Raw genomic sequence first — 18348 nt, 5'->3', positions numbered from 1 at the left:
TTTGGAATATTGACGGAGGTTTCAATTGGTACGCAGGTGTTGGTGCCGGTATTGGAAGCTGGAGCTATAATGGTCCAGGTAGTCCGGATCCAGATGGTGGAACATTCTTGTTAGCTGCCGGAGATATCGGAATCGAATATGACTTTGAGGAAGCTCCAATTCAATTATCGTTAGACTTCAGACCTGAGCTATACTTTGGTGATAACAGAAGTGACTTTGATAATTATGACAGTTTTGGTCCGGACATCGCCCTTGGTATTCGTTACAGATGGTAATCAAACTATAATATAAAACAAAAATCCCGTCTCGTTCCAAACGAGGCGGGATTTTTATTTGATGATAATTGGCTTCTTCGAATTGATTTTTAGAACTGTGTAAGGATATAAGGTTTCATCATTTGTTTGAACTGCATCAATATTCTTTTGATTGTCTTTGACGTAAACTTCTATTTGTGTTGGAGTTTCAATAACTTTTTCAATCGTTACTTTATTACTGTTTTCCTCCGTTGGCCCGGTATTAAGGATTACAAAATTACAGTTGCTAATATCACTGGATTGCATTTTTTTGCGCAGCGTTTCATCTCCCATAAGCATATTGATTTCCTTTGGTTCAGTCAACACTTCATAGAACTTGATATTAGCGCCACCATCATTATTGACCATCAATACTTCATACAAAGGTTTGCTGGCCGCACTCTTTGTTGACGAACACGAATATAATAGCGCAATTAATATTATCGAAATTACTTTTTTCATTTGGAGTTGTTAAGGGCTTTGTGGTATAATGCTTCATACAAAGGAAGAATATTTTTGATGTCAAATTGTTGGGCAACACTTAATGCTTGTTCTCTAAATTTGGACAAGCTGGCATCATCCGAAAGAATTTTTAAAGCATTTTCTGCCATACTATCAATATCTCCCACGCTGCTAAGATATCCTGATATTCCATCAAAGTTTACTTCGGGCAAACCACCTGAATTACTAGATATTACAGGAACACTCCACGCCATAGCTTCAAGTGCGGCTAAACCAAAACTTTCGGTTTCTGATGGCAATAAAAACAAATCTGAATAGGAAAGAATTTGATCTATCTCGTTGCTATTTCCAAAGAAAATTACTTTGTCCTGAATGCCAAGTTCTTTACAAAGTTGTTCAGCTCTTGATTTTTCGGGACCATCACCTACCATCATTAATTTGGCCGGAATTTTTTGCTGGATTTTATAAAATATCTTGATGATATCAGGAATGCGTTTTACTTTTCTAAAGTTACTTATGTGCGTAACGATGCGTTCCTCTTTTTTTGCCATAGCAGAGCGATGACATGAAATCTGGCTCTCGTTTCTTATTTTATCCAATTCGATAAAATTCGGAATCACATGAATTTCTTTTTTGATATTGAATAATTTATTCGTTTCATCCTTTAGGCTTTGTGAAACCGAAGTCACAATATCCGATTTATTAATGCTAAAAGTAACTGCAGGTTTGTAAACCGGATGATTTCCAACCAACGTAATATCTGTACCGTGAAGTGTAGTTACCATCGGGATTTTTATTCCTTCATTCTTCAACATTTGCTTTGCCATATAGCCTGCATAAGCATGTGGAATAGCATAGTGAACATGTAATAATTCAATTTTATAAAGTTTTACCATATCTACCAACTTGCTGGACAATGCTAACTCATAAGGCTGATAATGAAACAAAGGATATTCCGGAACATTAACTTCATGGTAATGCACATTTGAGTTCAAGAGTGCTAACCGCACTGGTTGACGATAAGTAATAAAATGAATTTCGTGTCCGCGGTGAGCAAGCTCGAGTCCTAATTCGGTTGCTACTACGCCGCTTCCTCCAAAGGTTGGGTAGCATACAATGGCAATTTTCATGTGTTGATTTTAGTGATACGAATTTAAGTAAAATTGGTTTGTCATTTGGAAAGTTTTTGTTAAAATAATAATGTGAATGTATTTTGTTATTTAAGTAGAAGAAGACAAGAGTTATAAAAGTTGAACAAATAAATTACTACCCTAATATTCCTCCAACATTAGTCGTCATACTATTTACTTTATATCAGGTAATATTTTGTTAAAATTATTTGTACATTTAAATTCTTTTCTTAAAAAACCAACTTTTTTATTACTAACTTTTTAATGCCAAAATTTATGAAATCAAGACTTTTTTTATTCGTATCCATTTTATTTTTAACCCTATCTTGTAGCAGTTCTGAGGATGCTCCAGATTATGCTACAGAACCAGAAACAAAAGCAGAATTTGATAATACTTCCTTTGGAGTATACAAGGGAGTTGTTTTAGGCTTGGAAGATAGTGCTATCAAAATAGTGATTAATAATGGTGACAATGTGGCCGTTGCCTACATTTATAAAAAAAATAAAATTGTAAAAACATTAACCACTACCGGTACATTTACACTCGGAGAACCTATAGTAAATGCTGAGTTTTCTACCTCTGGCTCTTCATTTAAATTTTCAACTAATAGTAATGGTTCAAATCCAACTATTCAAGATTTTACATTTACAGGTGTTTCAAATCCAGAAGTATACGCCATTCACGAACTATCTTTTGCCCAAGTTCTTTGTTATAAAGGCGGTTATGGTGGTGGTGATTATGGAAAATTTGCATGCATGGTTAATAATGGACAATTAATAGGCTACGTTTACAGTACCAAAGAAGAAGATGCGCCAAGTTATTCAGCAACATCTACAATTGTTGATAATAGCTTCAATGCTCTTTTTGGAAGTGTTAGTTCAGGTGCTACTTTTCAAGGTCAAATTACTATCTATGGCTGTGCAGGTGAATGGGAAAATCTGACAGCAGGAGAAGACGGAACATTTAGTGGAAAAAGAACTTTGTAAATTTGACAAGACACTAAGTAATGGTTTATCAGAAACTATAACAATCCGTTATACTTTCGAATAAACCATTCGGCAGCAAGAGAAATGGTAATCAAAACCAATAACCAAACCCAATCAATCAAAGGCGATTTCTTTACCAGTGTTTTTTGAATTGCTTTATAACTATCATCAGCAAGAAGCTGTTTAATCAAAGTATCCACTTGATTTGGCAGGAATGCTTTACCTTTGGTTTGCGACGCTAATTGGTTTAGTTTGCTCCAATCCGGATTTACAAATTGCTTTTCGATATCGAAATCCAATACTTCAAAACTACTGCTGTAAGTTGAATTCGAATTCAATTCTTTGACTTTAAAAGCATAATTTCCAGCTGACAATCCATCAAGATTAACTTGAAAAGCATTTGTAGTTCGTAGCAAATCATAATTTTTTACTTGCTTGGTTTTGGTATTTGCAACGGCAATAGTCAAACGCGCTTTTTCGTCGAGTTCATAGTTTTTATTGAAATACTGAGCCGTAATTTCAATAGCTTCTCCCGAATTATAAAAACGTTCATGAGTTACCACCAAAGATTTTCTGGCATTGTTTGATGCTAAATACTGTATAGTTTTGTCTAAGAAAACATCAAAATCGGCAAAGCTCTTTTTGTCGACATAAGTATTTGCTCGCCATTTCCAGATGTTTTCACCAAATAAGAAAGCGCTTCGTTTTCCCTGATTTTCGGCGAAAGCCAATAATGGCTGATTGGTTGCAATGTTACGAATGGTAGAAGACAACAACGTATTAGTATTGCCGTTAGCCGTAATCGCTCCAAAAGGATTTTCCAAAGGTGGAAAACTTTCAAAGCCAATATTGTCAAGCGCAAACAGATTAAACTGACTATCATAAGCAGCCGAATAATCTTCTTTGCTTCCGCTCATTTTGAAAGAATAACTGCTTTGATTTTGATTCAAAAAGTTATAATCGGTGTCATTTCCTGTAATTATCCAGGTGTTGATTTTGGCGTTTTTGTTTTGTTCAAATATTGTTTTAAATTCTGCGTTTGGCTGATACAAAATCAAAACGTTATAATCTGTTAACGAGTTGACTTGATTTGGTTTAAGAATAGTTACTTTTCGTTGTGCATTAGATTCAATACTTCTTTTAATTGCACCTAAATCAGGATGTGAAATAGAAGAAACCAACGCGACTTCTGTCTTTTGATCAATAACTTCTACAGCAAAATTCTTGGTGTTATTATACGTATTCTTTTCGGGCTCTTTTGATGAAATAGTTGCTCTCATAATCTGCAGTCCAACTTTATCTGCAGGCAACAAAACATTCAGTGTTGCTGATTTTTTAGAAGGAGAAAAAGCAACGGTTTGTTCATTTAGAAGACTATTTCCTTGCAAGATTTTAAATGTGGCGTTGATGCTTTTTGTTCCGGCATAATTCAGGAATATTTCAACCGGGAATTTGTTCTTGTGAAAAGCATATTTGTTGACATTCAGTTGCGAAATCCTCAAATCGAGATAAGTTGCAGTATCACCAACTACCAAAGGATAAACCTTATTGTCAGGATTAAATCCGAATACATAATCTTCACCCGAAGTCTGGTTTCCATCAGAAATCAGAACCGTTGGATAATGCTGGTTTTTGTAAATGTTTTTCAGATTTTTGGCAACAACATCAATATTGGATTGTGTTCCTTTGAAATCAATAGTATCAGATGGCAGGAAATCAGCATCAAACTGATAGGTTTGCACATCAAATTTATTGGCTAAATCTGAATTCTCTGAAAGCTTTTGGAAGACTTCCATCGCAGATTTATCAGCTTTTAAATCTTTTACAGAAGCTGAATTGTCAATAACAATCGGTAAAGGTGTTTTAACCGTTTCAACAGTTTTTCTTGAAATGATTGGGTTTATCAGCAGTAATAACAATCCGAAGATGCTAAAGAAACGCAAAAAAGCCAAAAGCAAAGTGGCTTTCGACCTGCTTTTGACTTTGTAGAAATATTGGTAAAATGATAAACCAGCAGCAATTAGTATTGATACGAGTAATAACAGGATTGTTGTGGTATTCATTTATTGGTTTATTTTAAATTTTAAATTCTAAATTATAAATGAATCCAAATAATTCAAAATTCATAATTCAAAATTTATAATAATTTTAGGTTAGCATTCCACCGCAAACATTCAACACTTGACCTGAAACATAAGCGCTCATATCAGAAGCAAAGAAAAGACATGCATTAGCAACATCTTCCGGAGTTCCACCGCGTTTCAACGGAATAGAATCTCTCCAGCCTTGCACCACATCTTCATTCAATTTTGCAGTCATTTCAGTTTCTATAAAACCTGGCGCAATAGCATTGCAACGAATGTTTCTTGAACCTAATTCCAATGCAACAGATTTGGTAAAACCAATCATTCCAGCTTTTGAAGCAGCATAATTCGCTTGTCCGGCATTACCTTTCACTCCTACTACACTACTCATATTCACGATTGAACCTTTGCGGTTTTTGAGCATGATTTTTTGAACCGCTTTGGTCATATTGAAAACTGATTTCAGATTGATTTCAATTACTTTATCAAAATCTTCTTCCGACATACGCATTAAAAGATTGTCTTTTGTAATTCCGGCGTTGTTGATTAATATGTCAACATTTCCGAAATCTACCATAACATCATCAACCAGTTTTTGTGCTTCGTTGAAATCTGCAGCATTTGATTTATATCCTTTGGCTTTGATTCCCATCGCCGATAATTCGTTTTCCAATACCAACGCTGATTCGGCAGATGAACTATAAGTAAACGCAACATTTGCTCCGTGTTGTGCAAATACTTTTGCGATGCCGCTTCCAATTCCTCTACTTGCTCCAGTGATGATGGCTACTTTTCCTTCTAATAATTTCATATGTCTTAGTTATTGTTTCTTAATTGTCATATGTAATAGCCACAAGAAAATATCTAGATTCTTCTTGTAAAACTAATGCGGCTATTTCATTTTATAAAAAGTTTAATTTGATAGCCCAAATATAGAATAATTTATACTTCTAAAAAATCATTTATATTTAAACCTTTAGTATCATTGTAAGTCGAAAGTTGACAGCCCAACCAAATGATTGAAAACCAATTCCATTTTGAAAAATTGTATCATGAGTATAAAACACTTGTGTATAATGTGGCATTGAATTATTTGCAAAATGTTGAAGATGCTGAAGAAGTTACCCAGGATGTTTTTGTAAAGGTTTATAATTCGCTGGAAAACTTCAATCAAAAATCGTCGCATAAAACGTGGATTTACCGAATTACCATTAATCAGTGCTTGGATTGTATCAAACAAAAGAATAGTCAGAAGCGCTTTTTTATTTTTGGAAAGAAAAGCCAGAACGAACAGGAATACCTGAACACAGCCACATTTGAACATCCCGGAATTTTGATGGAAAATAAGGAAAATGCCGCTATTCTTTTTGAAGTCATCAATACGCTTACCGAAAATCAAAAGACAGCTTTCGTGCTTTCAAAGCTTGATGGTTTGAGTAATCCTGAGATTTCTGAGATTATGCAACTTAGTGTCTCATCTGTGGAATCGCTTATTTTTAGGGCGAAAGCAGCGCTTCAGGATAAATTATCTGAAAAATTCAACAACTACCGCAAGAAAAAGTAATAACATTCGTCAAAGCAATTATGGAAAAAGAAAATTGGATAGAAACCATTTTAAACAGCACTAACGGAATTACGCATGTAACTCCAAGTGATGATTTGTTTTCAAAAATTCAGAAAAGAATTCAAGTAGAAAGCAAAGTTTCATCAAAAACAGTTTGGCTTGTTGCTGCCTCAATTGCTGTTTTAGTGATGCTGAACTTTTCAGCTTTAGCTTCTAATACAAAACAAAAAACAAGTTCAACCACAGCCTACTTAGAAATGACTGTCAATAAAAGTAATCAGTTATATCAATAACAATGGAAAAAACGAAACTATTAACGATTACAGTAATCGGATTATTGCTACTCAATTTGGGCACATTAGGGTTTTTATTTTTAAATGGACCTAAAGGACACAGACCGCCACGTGAAGGCAGACAGGAACCTAAAACAATTATTATTGATAAATTGCATTTAGATGCACAGCAACAAAAAGAATATGCCAAATTAATCCAATGGCACCATGGTGAAATTACAAAGCTTGACGATAATATTCGTCAAGTAAAGAATGAACTTTATTCTCAATTAAGTCAGACTGAAACGAATCAAAAAACAGAAGATAGTTTGATTACTGTGATAAATTCATATCAAAAGCAAGTAGAAGAAACTCATTTCAAACATTTTGAAGATATCAAAAAGCTGTGTCGCCAAGATCAGATGCAAAACTTCAACGAATTGACGGAAGAATTATCCAGAATATTTGCGCCAAAACCACGCGGACCAAGACATGACTAAAAAAGGAATTCATATAGTTTTCCTTTTATTTTTTTGTTTTTCGCTTTTGGCGCAAAACAAAAGTGATTCTTTAGCGGTTAATTTTCATTTAGAATTCGATAAACTTCCACTTGAAGTAAATAAGAAATATGTTTCGTCAAGCAAAGACACTTTGACGATTGAAACGTTTCGATGTTATATATCCAACATTCAAGTTCACTACAATGACAAGTCAGTCTTTACTCAAAAAGACAGCTATCACCTACTCGATTTAGACAAACCAAATTCATTTAAAATTCCGATAACTAAAAAAAGTGATAAGCTAATTTCTAAAATCACTTTCAATATTGGCATTGACAGCGTAACCAATAATTCCGGAGCATTGACCGGCGATTTAGATCCCGCAAAAGGAATGTATTGGGCATGGCAAAGCGGTTATATCAATATGAAAATAGAAGGTAAAAGTTCGAGCTGTAAAACCCAGAAAAACGAATTCCAGTTTCATGTTGGCGGTTATCTCCAACCCTATTATGCTATGCGAACAATAGAAATCAATGGCAATATCAATATCAATATTGGAATTGATTTAAATGTTTTTTTCTCGAATGTAAATCTAAAGCAAATAAATAGCGTTATGATTCCCGGGAAACTCGCCATGGAATTAGCAAATCTCAGCACTAAAATGTTTCATTTAGAATGAAAAAACATTGGAAACATATCTTGACAGTTTGTGTTGTTTTAATAGGTTTTGGATTTTCAAACCGATTTACTACACCAATATATCTTGAAGTTCCAAATGGTTGGCCAAAGCCAACTTACGATTTCAAAAGAAATCCAATAACAGAAGAAGGATTCCAACTTGGCAGAAACTTATTTTATGATCCGATTTTGTCAAGGGACAATACTATTTCCTGTCAGAGTTGCCATTTGCAAAACACAGGCTTTACACACATTGATCACGATGTAAGTCACGGCATTGAAGGAAAGATTGGCACCCGGAATTCTATGGCGCTGATTAATCTTGCCTGGAGCAAAGACTTTATGTGGGATGGCGGTGTGAATAATCTGGAAATGCAGCCTATAAATCCGATTACAAATCCATTAGAAATGGATGAAACATTGGAGAATGTTGTTGCAAAGTTGCAGCGAAGCGAAAAATACAGAAAGCTATTTGCTAAAGCTTTTGGTGATGAAAAAGTTACAAGTCAGAGACTACTGAAAGCTTTGGCTCAATTCACGGTGATGCTGAGTTCTTCCGATTCAAAATATGATAAAGTGATGCGTAAGGAAACGCAGTTTACTGAGCAGGAAGAAAAAGGATATGAGCTTTTTAAAACCAATTGTGCTTCCTGTCATAAAGAGCCTTTATTTGCTGATGATAAATTTGAAAATAATGGTTTGAAACCTGATGTGTCTTTTAAAGATGGTGGCAGAATTAAAATTACCAAAGACAGAAAAGATTCGCTACGGTTTAAAGTGCCAACCTTAAGGAACATTGAACTTACCAGGCCATATATGCATGATGGCCGAATTAAAAATCTGCAGATGGTTTTGTTTCATTATACAGAAGATATATACAACAGTCCAACCCTATCAAAACAATTAAATAAAAAAATAGTTTTAAGTGAAGCCGATAAAAATAATCTGCTTCAGTTTTTATTGACGTTGACCGATGAAAATTTTATTAAAAATCCAAGATTTCAATTTCCAAGATAATTTTTTTTAAAACAACGCACGAATTAAATAATAGTTTCGTCTAAGACATTAAAACCAAAACAAATGAAAAAACCAATTGTATTATTAACTTACTTTTTAGTTCTCGCAGCCAATGCGCAGAACCCAATTATCACACAATGGTTACGTAATACAACTGGTATAACCGGACGTCATTATGTTTCAGGAAATCCAACACCAATAAATGATGCTGTTGCGGCCAATGTGCAGACAGTTCAATATTCAACCAATTGGGTTTATGTAACTACGAACGGTATTCCGGCTTATATCACTGGTCCTTTTCTAGATGGCAATCCTTCGTTGGCTACAAGTCAGGCCGGAGCCATATTTAAAATGCCTTTAACTCCGACTCAAAATACCGGAACGCCAACTGCAACAAATGGAGGAAATATTGGTTTGTTCAAAAACGGTGTGGCCTTATTTGATTACAGAGATGGCGTTTCATGGAAAAACAGCACACAAACTATTTGCGGTGGACCAGTGATGCCTGCTTGCACCGGCGATGCCGTTTGGAACAGAGATGCTATTCCGGCTGAACGCGGCGGATTTGATTGTGCTAAAGCACATCCTGCCATGGGGAATTATCACCATCACCAAAATCCGAGTGCTTTTAATTTAGATTTGGCTGTTATATCAACTGTATGCAGCACATACCCTTCTGATGGATTATATGTTATCAACACAGCTGAACATTCCCCGCTGATTGGGTTTGCCTATGATGGCTTTCCAATTTATGGTGCTTATGGTTATGCTAATGCTGATGGAACCGGAGGCATTGTCCGAATAAAATCAAGTTATCAATTGCGTAATATTACAACGCGAACCGTTTATGCGGATGGAACAAATGTAACCGATGGTCCGGCAGTAAGTACGACATATCCTTTAGGCTATTTTAGAGAAGATTATGAATATGTTGCGCATCCTTCTGATGCAAGTTATTTAGATGCTCACAATGGGAGATTTTGCATAACTCCTGAATATCCGCTAGGCATTTATTGTTATTTTGCAACTGTTGATGCTAATCATAATTCGGCTTATCCTTATGTTGTAGGCCCAACTTTTTATGGCAATAAAACTGCAGTTAAAGTAACTAGCATTTCGGAAGCTACAACCCAGTACACTTTGGCAAATCCTGATTTTAATCTGTCAAAACTGAATATTAAAATCTACCCAAATCCCGCTCAGGATTTTATTGCTATTCAGTCGGATATGATAGAAGATAATTTGAATATTACGCTGATTGATGAACTTGGTAAAGTAATTCAAACCAATGAAATACTTCAGGGAAGCACACTTTGCATAATGGATTTAACAACGGTTAACAATGGGATTTACTTTGTAAAAGTTGCAAGCTCAAAAGATAATAAAACGTTTAAAGTAGTATTAAGTAAATAAGTATATAAGCCATTTAAAAATAAAAACTCCTCTCATTAAAAAACGAGAGGAGTTTTTTTATGTTTTATTCCTTAACAAACTTAGTACCTGCAGTTCCTTTATCACTGATAATTTTAATGAAATAACTACCGGTTTTCAATCCCGAAACATCAATAGTTTTATTTGGATTTGTAATTACCTGAACCAATTGCCCAAGCGTATTATAAATACTTATCGAACTTATCGTAATGACTTGTTTAGTGGTAATGTTTAAAAAGCTTTTAGCCGGAACAGGCGACAAACTAAACACACTGCTAAACTCAAAATCAGCTGTTCCTAAAACAGCTACAGTTGTGGTATAAGTATTAGTAATAACCGGTGCGTTATAATCAAAATAGATATTTGCTGTATTGCTAAAAGTATCTCCTAATACTAATGTTGGTTTCGTTTTAATTTTAAATGCAACATAACCATCATTATTAGTATCCTCAAAAGGAAGGTTGATATTTTCAAAGATAAATTCTACCTGATTTGTATTCCTTATATTCGTAACAAAATTAGCGCTTCCGCTCAACGGTATTAAAGTGGCAATATCGTATTTTGTTGTATCAATCATATCTTTAACCACAATATTTTCTGCATTAGCTGTTCCTGTATTTTCAAAACGAATTACATAATGAACATATTCACCAACCATTTCAGGTTCGATAGTAGTTCCTTCAACACAGGTTTTATCATTCGGGTCGTGAGAGTTAATAACAAGCTGTCTTAAATGATTAGAATTATCAGTCATGAGTTCGTCTCCTGTTAATGGGTAAACTGTTGACTCGAATTTTATTAAATCTCCAGTATTAAGCGGAAGACTTTCCAATGGTGTATTCAAATTAAAAGTAATATTAATTTCACGGGTTTCAAAAGGTATTAAAGCTGTATAATCCCAGCTCAACAGACTAAAGTTTTGACTGTTTGGTATTGGTGTAGCCGAAATAAAATCCATATAATCATCGTCAAAAGAAAAATTTAAATGTCCTGAAACAGTAACATTCCCTTTATTTTTAAATTTGATTTTATATCTGGAATCAAAACCGGGCCTGGCAGATGTTAATGGTATAATCCATGTTTCAACATCCTGATGTAAGTTAGTAGCCGTGATAGAAAAATTCCGGGTAACCGGGCTCGGATTAGTTGGGAAATTTGCTGTAAAGCTTAAAGGAGTTACACCAAAATAAGTAGGATTTTCAAGAACTGGTGTCAAGGTATGCGACCCAGCCTGCACATCGTAACTGTAATTCCCATCACTATCCGGAATAATGGTTCCTGTATGCGTTCCATCGGTGAAACTTAGTTTTAAATTTGGCACATCTAAATCGGTGCCGTCATATCCATTCCCGTTGATGTCATATTTACTATTGCCCTGAATGGTATAAAATGCACCTCCCGGCGTAAAACTACAATACGTATTGACATGACAATTGGTATAACCATACTGGTCAATTTTAGTTTGCACAGTTGCTATTTGTGCATCATCAGAACAGACATATTGCAAACTGGGACAATTCGAAAAATTTAAAGTTGTTTCATTATTTCCGTTTTTGATATTCAAATCAATTAATGGGTTATAATAACAGGTCAAATTATAGAGATAACGCAAACCGCTCAAATCCAAAGATGTAATTTGATTAAAATAACAATTCAGCAGTGTTAGGTCATGAGTATTACTCAAATCTAAAGTTGTTAGCTGGTTTACACTGCAATCAAGGGTACTCAGGTAAGGTAAACTTCCGATGTTCAACAATTGCAACTGATTATTGTTACAATTCAAACTATATAAATAAGGTAAAGGCCCTAAATTCAGAGAGGTAAGGTGATTGTAAGAGCAATTCAAATTGTATAAATTGGGCATCATACTTACATCAAGTGTAGTAATTAAATTGGTGTAACACCCTAATATAGTCAAATTAGTAAAAGCTTCTATTCCTGTTAAATCACTGATTGACCCATTCGAGACTGATAAATTAGTTACAGCCTGGGCTTCGCTAACTTGTATTTCACCATCATTATTAGTATCAACATCATATATGTAATTACCGGATGCATCAGCAACACTAAGCGATAATAATCTTGTTTTAAAATTCGCATCCGGAATATTCACAATCTGTGCATTGCCTACAAATACAATAAATGCAAAAGTTAAAAGCGTATAAAGTTTCTTCATAAAAATAGTTTGATTAACAAATATATACAAAACTCATTTAAGATAATCTTACAAATAAAAAACTCCCAAATAAATTGAGAGTTTTGTGTTTTATTCTTTAATGAACTTGCTGCCTGCAGTTCCTTTATCACTGATTATCTTTATAAAATAACTTCCTGTTTTTAATCCCGAAACATCTATCGTTTCATTTGGATTAGTATTCACCTGAATCAATTGCCCAAGTGTATTATAAATAGTAACAGAAGATATTGTTACCGATTGTTTAGCGGCAATGTTTAAAACATTTTTGGCTGGCACCGGCGACAGACTAAATACACTATTAAATTCAAAATCCTGATTTCCTAACGTTTGAATTGTTGTTGCAGCTGCATTGGTAATAATTGGAAAATTATAATCAAAATAGATGTTAGCTGTGTTGCTAAAAGTATCTCCCACCACTAATGTTGGTTTTGTTTTGATTTTGAAAGCTACATAACCGTCATTGTTTGCATCATCAAATGGAAGGTTGATATTCTCAAATATAAATTCAACTTTATTGTTTTTAATTCGGGTAACAAAATCATGACTAGCTTGTTGTGGAACTAATGAATTAATATTAAACCTGGTTAAATCGATTTCATCTGTAACCACTACATTTTGTGCTGCAAAAGTTCCGGTATTTTCAAAGCGGATGATATAATGAACATATTCGCCAACCATTGCCGGACTTACAGTATCACCTTCTAAACAGGTTTTGTCGTTTGGATCCAATGACACAACTGTATAGTCAACTAATGATGCTATATTGTCAATTGGAGTTTCATCGGTAGCGCCAATAATTGTTGCTTCATAATTAAGCAGTTCTCCATTAATAACGGGTGGAATGTCCATTGAAGAATTGAGGTTAAAAGTTACATTTATATACCTGCTTTCAAATGGCTGAAGATTGTTGAAGTTCCAGCTTAACATATCGGTTGATTGATTGCTGAATAATGGTACTGTTGATACCAAATCTAAAATAGCATCGCTGTAAGACAGGTTTACAACACCATTTTGAACAGTCGTACCTTTATTTCTGAATAATAAACCATAATGGATATCAAATCCCGGAACAGCAGGACCAAGAGGTAAAATTACAACTTCTAAATCGTTGTGGTTTCCGTTAGGTCTTATACAAAAATCCTGAGTAAAAGGACTGGGCGTTGCAGGAAATGTTACCGAAACATTTGCTGGTGAAGCTGTATAATAGCTTGGGTTTTCAAACTGTGGTGCTATAACATGCGTTCCATTTTCTATCGGTAATTCATAATGTCCCGATATATCGGAAACTAAAGAACTAATAGTTGCCGAGTTAGTAACCGAAAATCTAACATTTGGCGCAAAGCTATCTGAAGCATCACAACCATCATTTGCTAAATCAAATTTTGTGTTTCCTTCAATAGTAGAATAAGGTCCGCCAGGAGTGAAAGTACAATAGGAATTCAGCACACAATTAGCATAGCCATATTCCAAAACTTTGTTTTGAACCGTCGTAATTTCATTGTCGTCAGCACATAGGTAATGCAAATCAGGATTACCGCTAAAATCCAAACTGGTTTCGGTTACACCGTTTTTAATATCCAGACTGGTTAAAAGATTATTGGAGCAGTTTAAAAATAATTGATAAGTTGTATAGGAAACAACCAGTGAAGTCAATTCATTATTACTACATCCAAGGTAACCTAATAAATGCATTCCTTCTAAATCTAGTGTCTGAATATGATTATTGTCACATAAGAGTGAATAAAGAAAAGTTGCTCCACTTACATTCAATGTTGATAGATTATTATCAGAACAATACAATGTTTGTAAATTAGTTAAACCGCTCACATCTAATGATGTCAATTGATTTTCAGTACAATGAAGATAATTTAAATTCACATCTCCGGAAACATTTAGTGAATTCAGCTGACATTGAAAGCATCCTATAGTCTCTAAATGTGGAGCATTACTTGCATTCAATGAAGTTAGCTGAGGATTATTATAACAATTCAGGTTTTGTAAACTTTGCAATCCACTTACGTCAAGTGTTGTCAATTGATTATAACTACAAACTAATCTGGCTAAATTATTCAAACCACTCACATTTAAAGAAGTTAGATTGTTACTGTCGCATTCCAGCCATGTTAAGTTTGCAAGCGCACTAACATCAAGTGAAGTAAGCAGATTATGATGGCAATAAAGACTTGTGATGTTATTAAAATATTGAATTCCTTCTAATGATGAAATTGAATACTGGTTCAAATATAAAAACTTTACCTGAGCTGCTTCACTCACTTCTATTTCTCCATCGGCATTAGAATCAACTGCCATCGGCAGTGTATCTAGTCCATAGGCAATTCCGTTTTCGGTGGTTGAAGTCACCAATTTTGCTTTGAAGATAGCATCCGGAATATTTATGATTTGAGCATTTACTGCAAATAAACTTAATAAAAGAATAAATAAAATGTAATATTTTTTCATAGGTGTAGTAGATTTTCGAATCTCAAAGATAAGAAAAATAGGAAATAAAAAAGGCTAACTAATGTTAACCTTATTATATTTTATTCCTTAATAAATTTACTACTGAATATTCCTTTATCACTGATAATCTTTATAAAATAACTTCCGGTTTTTAATCCCGAAACATCTATTGTTTCATTTGGATTTACATTCACTTGAATCAATTGCCCAAGCATATTATAAATAGTAACAGAAGATATTATTACCGATTGTTTAGCGGCAATGTTTAAAACATTTTTGGCCGGAACCGGCGACAAACTAAATACGCTGGTAAATTCAAAATCCTGATTCCCTAACGTTTGAATTGTTGTTGTAGCTGTATTGGTAATAATTGGGAAATTATAATCAAAATAGATGTTAGCTGTGTTGCTAAAAGTATCTCCCACCACTAATGTTGGTTTTGTTTTGATTTTGAAAGCTACATAACCGTCATTGTTTGCATCATCAAAAGGTAGATTGATATTTTCAAAGATGAACTCTACTTTACCAGTACCAATAACACGCGTATAAAACGGATGGCTTCCGTCAAGAGCTACCAATGATGTAAGGTCAAATTTAGTTGCATCTATAATATCAGCAACTACAATATTTTCTGCTGCAAAAGTTCCTGTATTTTCAAAGTGAATAGTATAGTGAACATAATCTCCGACCATACTTGGTGTGATGCTATTTCCTTCTAAGCAAATCTTGTCATTTGGGTCTAATGAATTTACCACTCTTTGATTAAGCACAAATCTATTATCATTTGGAGTTTCATCTGTTCCTGATGAAATTGTTGCTATGAAAGGTAAAACATCTCCACTATTTACTGCCGGAGTTTCTGTTGGCGAATTGATATTGAATACCAAAGTAATTTCCCTTGTTTCAAATGGATTGAGATTGCTGAAATTCCAAATTAAACTATTAGTTGCAGTAGCATCATTTGCAGGAACCGCTGAAACCAAATCCATAAGGTTATCATCAAAATCAAAATTCAATGTACCATTCGCAACCTGATTTCCTTTGTTTCTATATATGATTTTATATTTTGCATCAAAACCTGGTCTTGCTCTTACGACTGGTATAATTACTACTTCTAAATCATTATAAACACCATTTGATGTTACACAAAAATTTCTTTCATACGGACCAGATGTACTGACACTAAACGAAATATAATTTGAAACAGGCGAAACATTAAAATAAGCCGGAACTTCAAGTGATGGGTAAATATAATAGTTTCCGACAGGCAGGTTTATGGAGTAGTTTCCTGTATTTCTGGTAATAAATGTACCTACTTGCGTATTGCTGCTGCTTGTATTAATGGTAAATTTCATATTTGGATAACCTATATCGCTTGTATCACAACCATTACTATTTCCGTCAAATCGAGAGATACCATTCACTACATAACCGCTTGGCTCAAAATAGCAATAGCTGTTAGCATTACAAGGATAACCGTTTTGAGTGATTTTTTGTTGCACCAAATCTAAGTTGCCTTCATCACAACAAACGTATCGTAAGTTTGGGCAGGCACTAAAATCTAAATTATCCCAATAAGAATAACGCTCATTGTTTTTAATATTTAAACGAACAAGGTTTGGATTTCCCTGACAAGCTAAATCGGTTATTCTCCAGTTTGGTTCAATATCCAATTCTGTAATCTGGCTATAGGTACAGGATAAAATATTCAACATCAGGTTGTGGCTTACATCAAGGCTTGCAATGGGATTAAGACCGCAATAAAGCCACAGCAAATTTACATTGTTGCTTACATCAATGTTCGTAAGATGATTGGTTCCGCAGGAAAAGTATTGAAGGTTGACATTGTTGTTCACATTCAAACTCGTCATTTCATTCATGCTACAATTTAAATTAGTTATGTTAGGACAATGAGAAACATCCAAATAAGTAAGATTATCATTATAGCAATCCAATCGTGTTAAGTTTATATTACTACTTACATCCAAACTCGTAAGTTGATTGTTAGTGCATGAAAGTAAAGTCAGATTTGGAAAACTTGCTATACCAGTAAGGTCCGCAACTAAAGCAAAGACTGAAGATGATGCCTGATTTAGATTTAACTGATATACCAATAAAGCTTCACTTACCTGTATTTCGCCATCAATGTTAGCGTCAATTCTCATATTATTTCCCGCAGCATTTTTGGCGATAGCATTATTTGTTCTTGACGCCAACAATATTGTTTTAAAAGAAGCATCAGGAATGTTCACTATTTGTGCCTCAAGGCTAAAATTGATTAGCACTGCAATGACGAAAGTGTAGAGATATTTCATATAATTAATTAAAGGCCAAATGTATAAAAATATTTTAAAAAGAAAAGGCCCCATTTTCGGAGCCTTTTCGTGTAATTATTCAAGTGGGATTATCCCATTACTTCTTTTACTTTTTTACCGATTTCAGCTGGAGAATCAACTACGTGAATTCCACATTCTCTCATGATGCGTTTCTTTGCTTCGGCTGTATCATCAGCACCGCCAACAATTGCACCGGCGTGTCCCATTGTTCTTCCTTTTGGCGCAGTTTCACCGGCAATAAAACCAACAACAGGTTTGCGGTTTCCATCAGCTTTAATCCATTTGGCAGCATCAGCTTCCAATTGACCACCAATTTCTCCAATCATTACGATGCATTTAGTTTCTGAATCGTTCATCAATAATTCCACAGCTTCTTTAGTTGTAGTTCCAATAATTGGGTCACCACCTATTCCGATAGCAGTTGTAATTCCCATTCCTTGTTTTACAACCTGATCTGCAGCTTCATAAGTCAATGTTCCTGATTTAGAAACAATTCCAACAGTTCCTTTTTTGAATACAAAACCTGGCATGATACCAACTTTAGCTTCTTCAGGAGTGATTACTCCAGGACAGTTTGGACCAATTAATCTGCAATCTCTTTCTTTTACATAAGCATATGCCTTAATCATATCAGCTACCGGAATACCTTCTGTGATAGCAATAATCACTTTGATACCTGCATCAGCAGCTTCCATAATAGCATCAGCAGCAAAAGCCGGCGGAACAAAAATAATTGAAGTATCAGCTCCTGCTTTTTCAACAGCATCTTTTACCGTATTGAAAACAGGTCTTTCTAAATGTGTTGTTCCACCTTTTCCAGGTGTAACACCACCAACAACATTAGTACCATATTCAATCATTTGTTCAGCGTGAAAAGTTCCTTCGCTTCCTGTAAATCCTTGTACTATTATTTTTGAATTTTTATTAACTAAAACGC

General features: G+C 34.5%; 15 protein-coding genes and 1 pseudogene. 8 read left to right on the top strand and 8 right to left on the bottom strand.

What is annotated here, in order from left to right:
• A pseudogene (locus ABIQ27_RS02695) lies at nt 1-275 on the top strand (hypothetical protein); the annotation flags it as partial.
• A gap of 54 nt (nt 276-329) precedes the next feature.
• On the opposite strand, the gene ABIQ27_RS02690 reads toward ABIQ27_RS02695, so the two are convergent.
• Together ABIQ27_RS02690 and bshA are read right to left on the bottom strand one after the other, a co-directional pair.
• A complete protein-coding gene (locus ABIQ27_RS02690; RefSeq protein ID WP_348031814.1) occupies nt 330-755 on the bottom strand; it encodes a hypothetical protein in 426 nt (141 codons plus the stop codon).
• Entirely contained in the window at nt 752-1885 is a 1134-nt protein-coding gene (gene bshA / locus ABIQ27_RS02685; RefSeq protein WP_348031812.1) for an N-acetyl-alpha-D-glucosaminyl L-malate synthase BshA, read from the bottom strand. Before bshA ends, ABIQ27_RS02690 begins: the two co-directional genes overlap by 4 nt.
• A 276-nt stretch (nt 1886-2161) precedes the next feature.
• On the opposite strand from bshA, the gene ABIQ27_RS02680 reads away from it, so the two are divergent.
• Complete coding sequence (locus ABIQ27_RS02680) at nt 2162-2872, top strand: hypothetical protein (RefSeq protein ID WP_348031810.1); 711 nt, start codon at nt 2162-2164, stop codon at nt 2870-2872.
• Between the two features lie 35 nt (nt 2873-2907).
• Here ABIQ27_RS02680 and ABIQ27_RS02675 read toward each other — a convergent pair whose 3' ends face one another.
• Nucleotides 2908-4935: a hypothetical protein gene (locus tag ABIQ27_RS02675; protein ID WP_348031808.1), complete on the bottom strand. Its 2028-nt coding sequence runs from the start codon at nt 4933-4935 to the stop codon at nt 2908-2910.
• Between the two features lie 85 nt (nt 4936-5020).
• Complete coding sequence (fabG, locus tag ABIQ27_RS02670; protein ID WP_348031806.1) at nt 5021-5767, bottom strand: 3-oxoacyl-[acyl-carrier-protein] reductase; 747 nt, start codon at nt 5765-5767, stop codon at nt 5021-5023.
• Nucleotides 5768-5971: 204 nt separating this feature from the next.
• Between fabG and ABIQ27_RS02665 the strand changes: the two genes are divergently transcribed.
• From ABIQ27_RS02665 to ABIQ27_RS02640, 6 genes are all read left to right on the top strand, one after another.
• Entirely contained in the window at nt 5972-6520 is a 549-nt protein-coding gene (locus ABIQ27_RS02665; RefSeq protein ID WP_348031805.1) for an RNA polymerase sigma factor, read from the top strand.
• Between the two features lie 20 nt (nt 6521-6540).
• Complete coding sequence (locus ABIQ27_RS02660; RefSeq protein ID WP_348031803.1) at nt 6541-6813, top strand: hypothetical protein; 273 nt, start codon at nt 6541-6543, stop codon at nt 6811-6813.
• A gap of 2 nt (nt 6814-6815) precedes the next feature.
• Nucleotides 6816-7292 carry a periplasmic heavy metal sensor gene (locus ABIQ27_RS02655; protein WP_348031801.1) on the top strand — a complete coding sequence of 159 codons (477 nt, stop codon included), beginning with the start codon at nt 6816-6818 and terminating at the stop codon, nt 7290-7292.
• Nucleotides 7285-7971, top strand: coding sequence for an MbnP family protein (locus tag ABIQ27_RS02650; RefSeq protein ID WP_348031799.1), 687 nt, complete (start codon nt 7285-7287; stop codon nt 7969-7971). The genes ABIQ27_RS02655 and ABIQ27_RS02650 overlap by 8 nt, the downstream gene beginning before the upstream one ends.
• Complete coding sequence (locus tag ABIQ27_RS02645; RefSeq protein WP_348031797.1) at nt 7968-8987, top strand: cytochrome c peroxidase; 1020 nt, start codon at nt 7968-7970, stop codon at nt 8985-8987. The genes ABIQ27_RS02650 and ABIQ27_RS02645 overlap by 4 nt, the downstream gene beginning before the upstream one ends.
• 63 nt (nt 8988-9050) lie before the next feature.
• Nucleotides 9051-10400: a YHYH protein gene (locus ABIQ27_RS02640; RefSeq protein ID WP_348031795.1), complete on the top strand. Its 1350-nt coding sequence runs from the start codon at nt 9051-9053 to the stop codon at nt 10398-10400.
• Nucleotides 10401-10464: 64 nt separating this feature from the next.
• On the opposite strand, the gene ABIQ27_RS02635 is transcribed toward ABIQ27_RS02640, so the two are convergent.
• From ABIQ27_RS02635 to sucD, 4 genes are all read right to left on the bottom strand, one after another.
• Nucleotides 10465-12594, bottom strand: a complete 2130-nt coding sequence (locus ABIQ27_RS02635) for a T9SS type A sorting domain-containing protein (RefSeq protein WP_348031794.1) — start codon at nt 12592-12594, stop codon at nt 10465-10467.
• 90 nt (nt 12595-12684) lie between these two features.
• A complete protein-coding gene (locus tag ABIQ27_RS02630; RefSeq protein ID WP_348031792.1) occupies nt 12685-15075 on the bottom strand; it encodes a T9SS type A sorting domain-containing protein in 2391 nt (796 codons plus the stop codon).
• Nucleotides 15076-15155: 80 nt separating this feature from the next.
• A complete protein-coding gene (locus ABIQ27_RS02625) occupies nt 15156-17390 on the bottom strand; it encodes a T9SS type A sorting domain-containing protein (protein WP_348031790.1) in 2235 nt (744 codons plus the stop codon).
• A gap of 89 nt (nt 17391-17479) precedes the next feature.
• On the bottom strand, nt 17480-18348 hold an 869-nt coding region (gene sucD / locus ABIQ27_RS02620; protein WP_348031788.1), incomplete at its 5' end, for a succinate--CoA ligase subunit alpha.

The organism is Flavobacterium sp. (assembly GCF_039916025.1).
Lineage (GTDB): Bacteria > Bacteroidota > Bacteroidia > Flavobacteriales > Flavobacteriaceae > Flavobacterium.
This window is presented reverse-complemented; position numbering and strand designations above follow the sequence as displayed.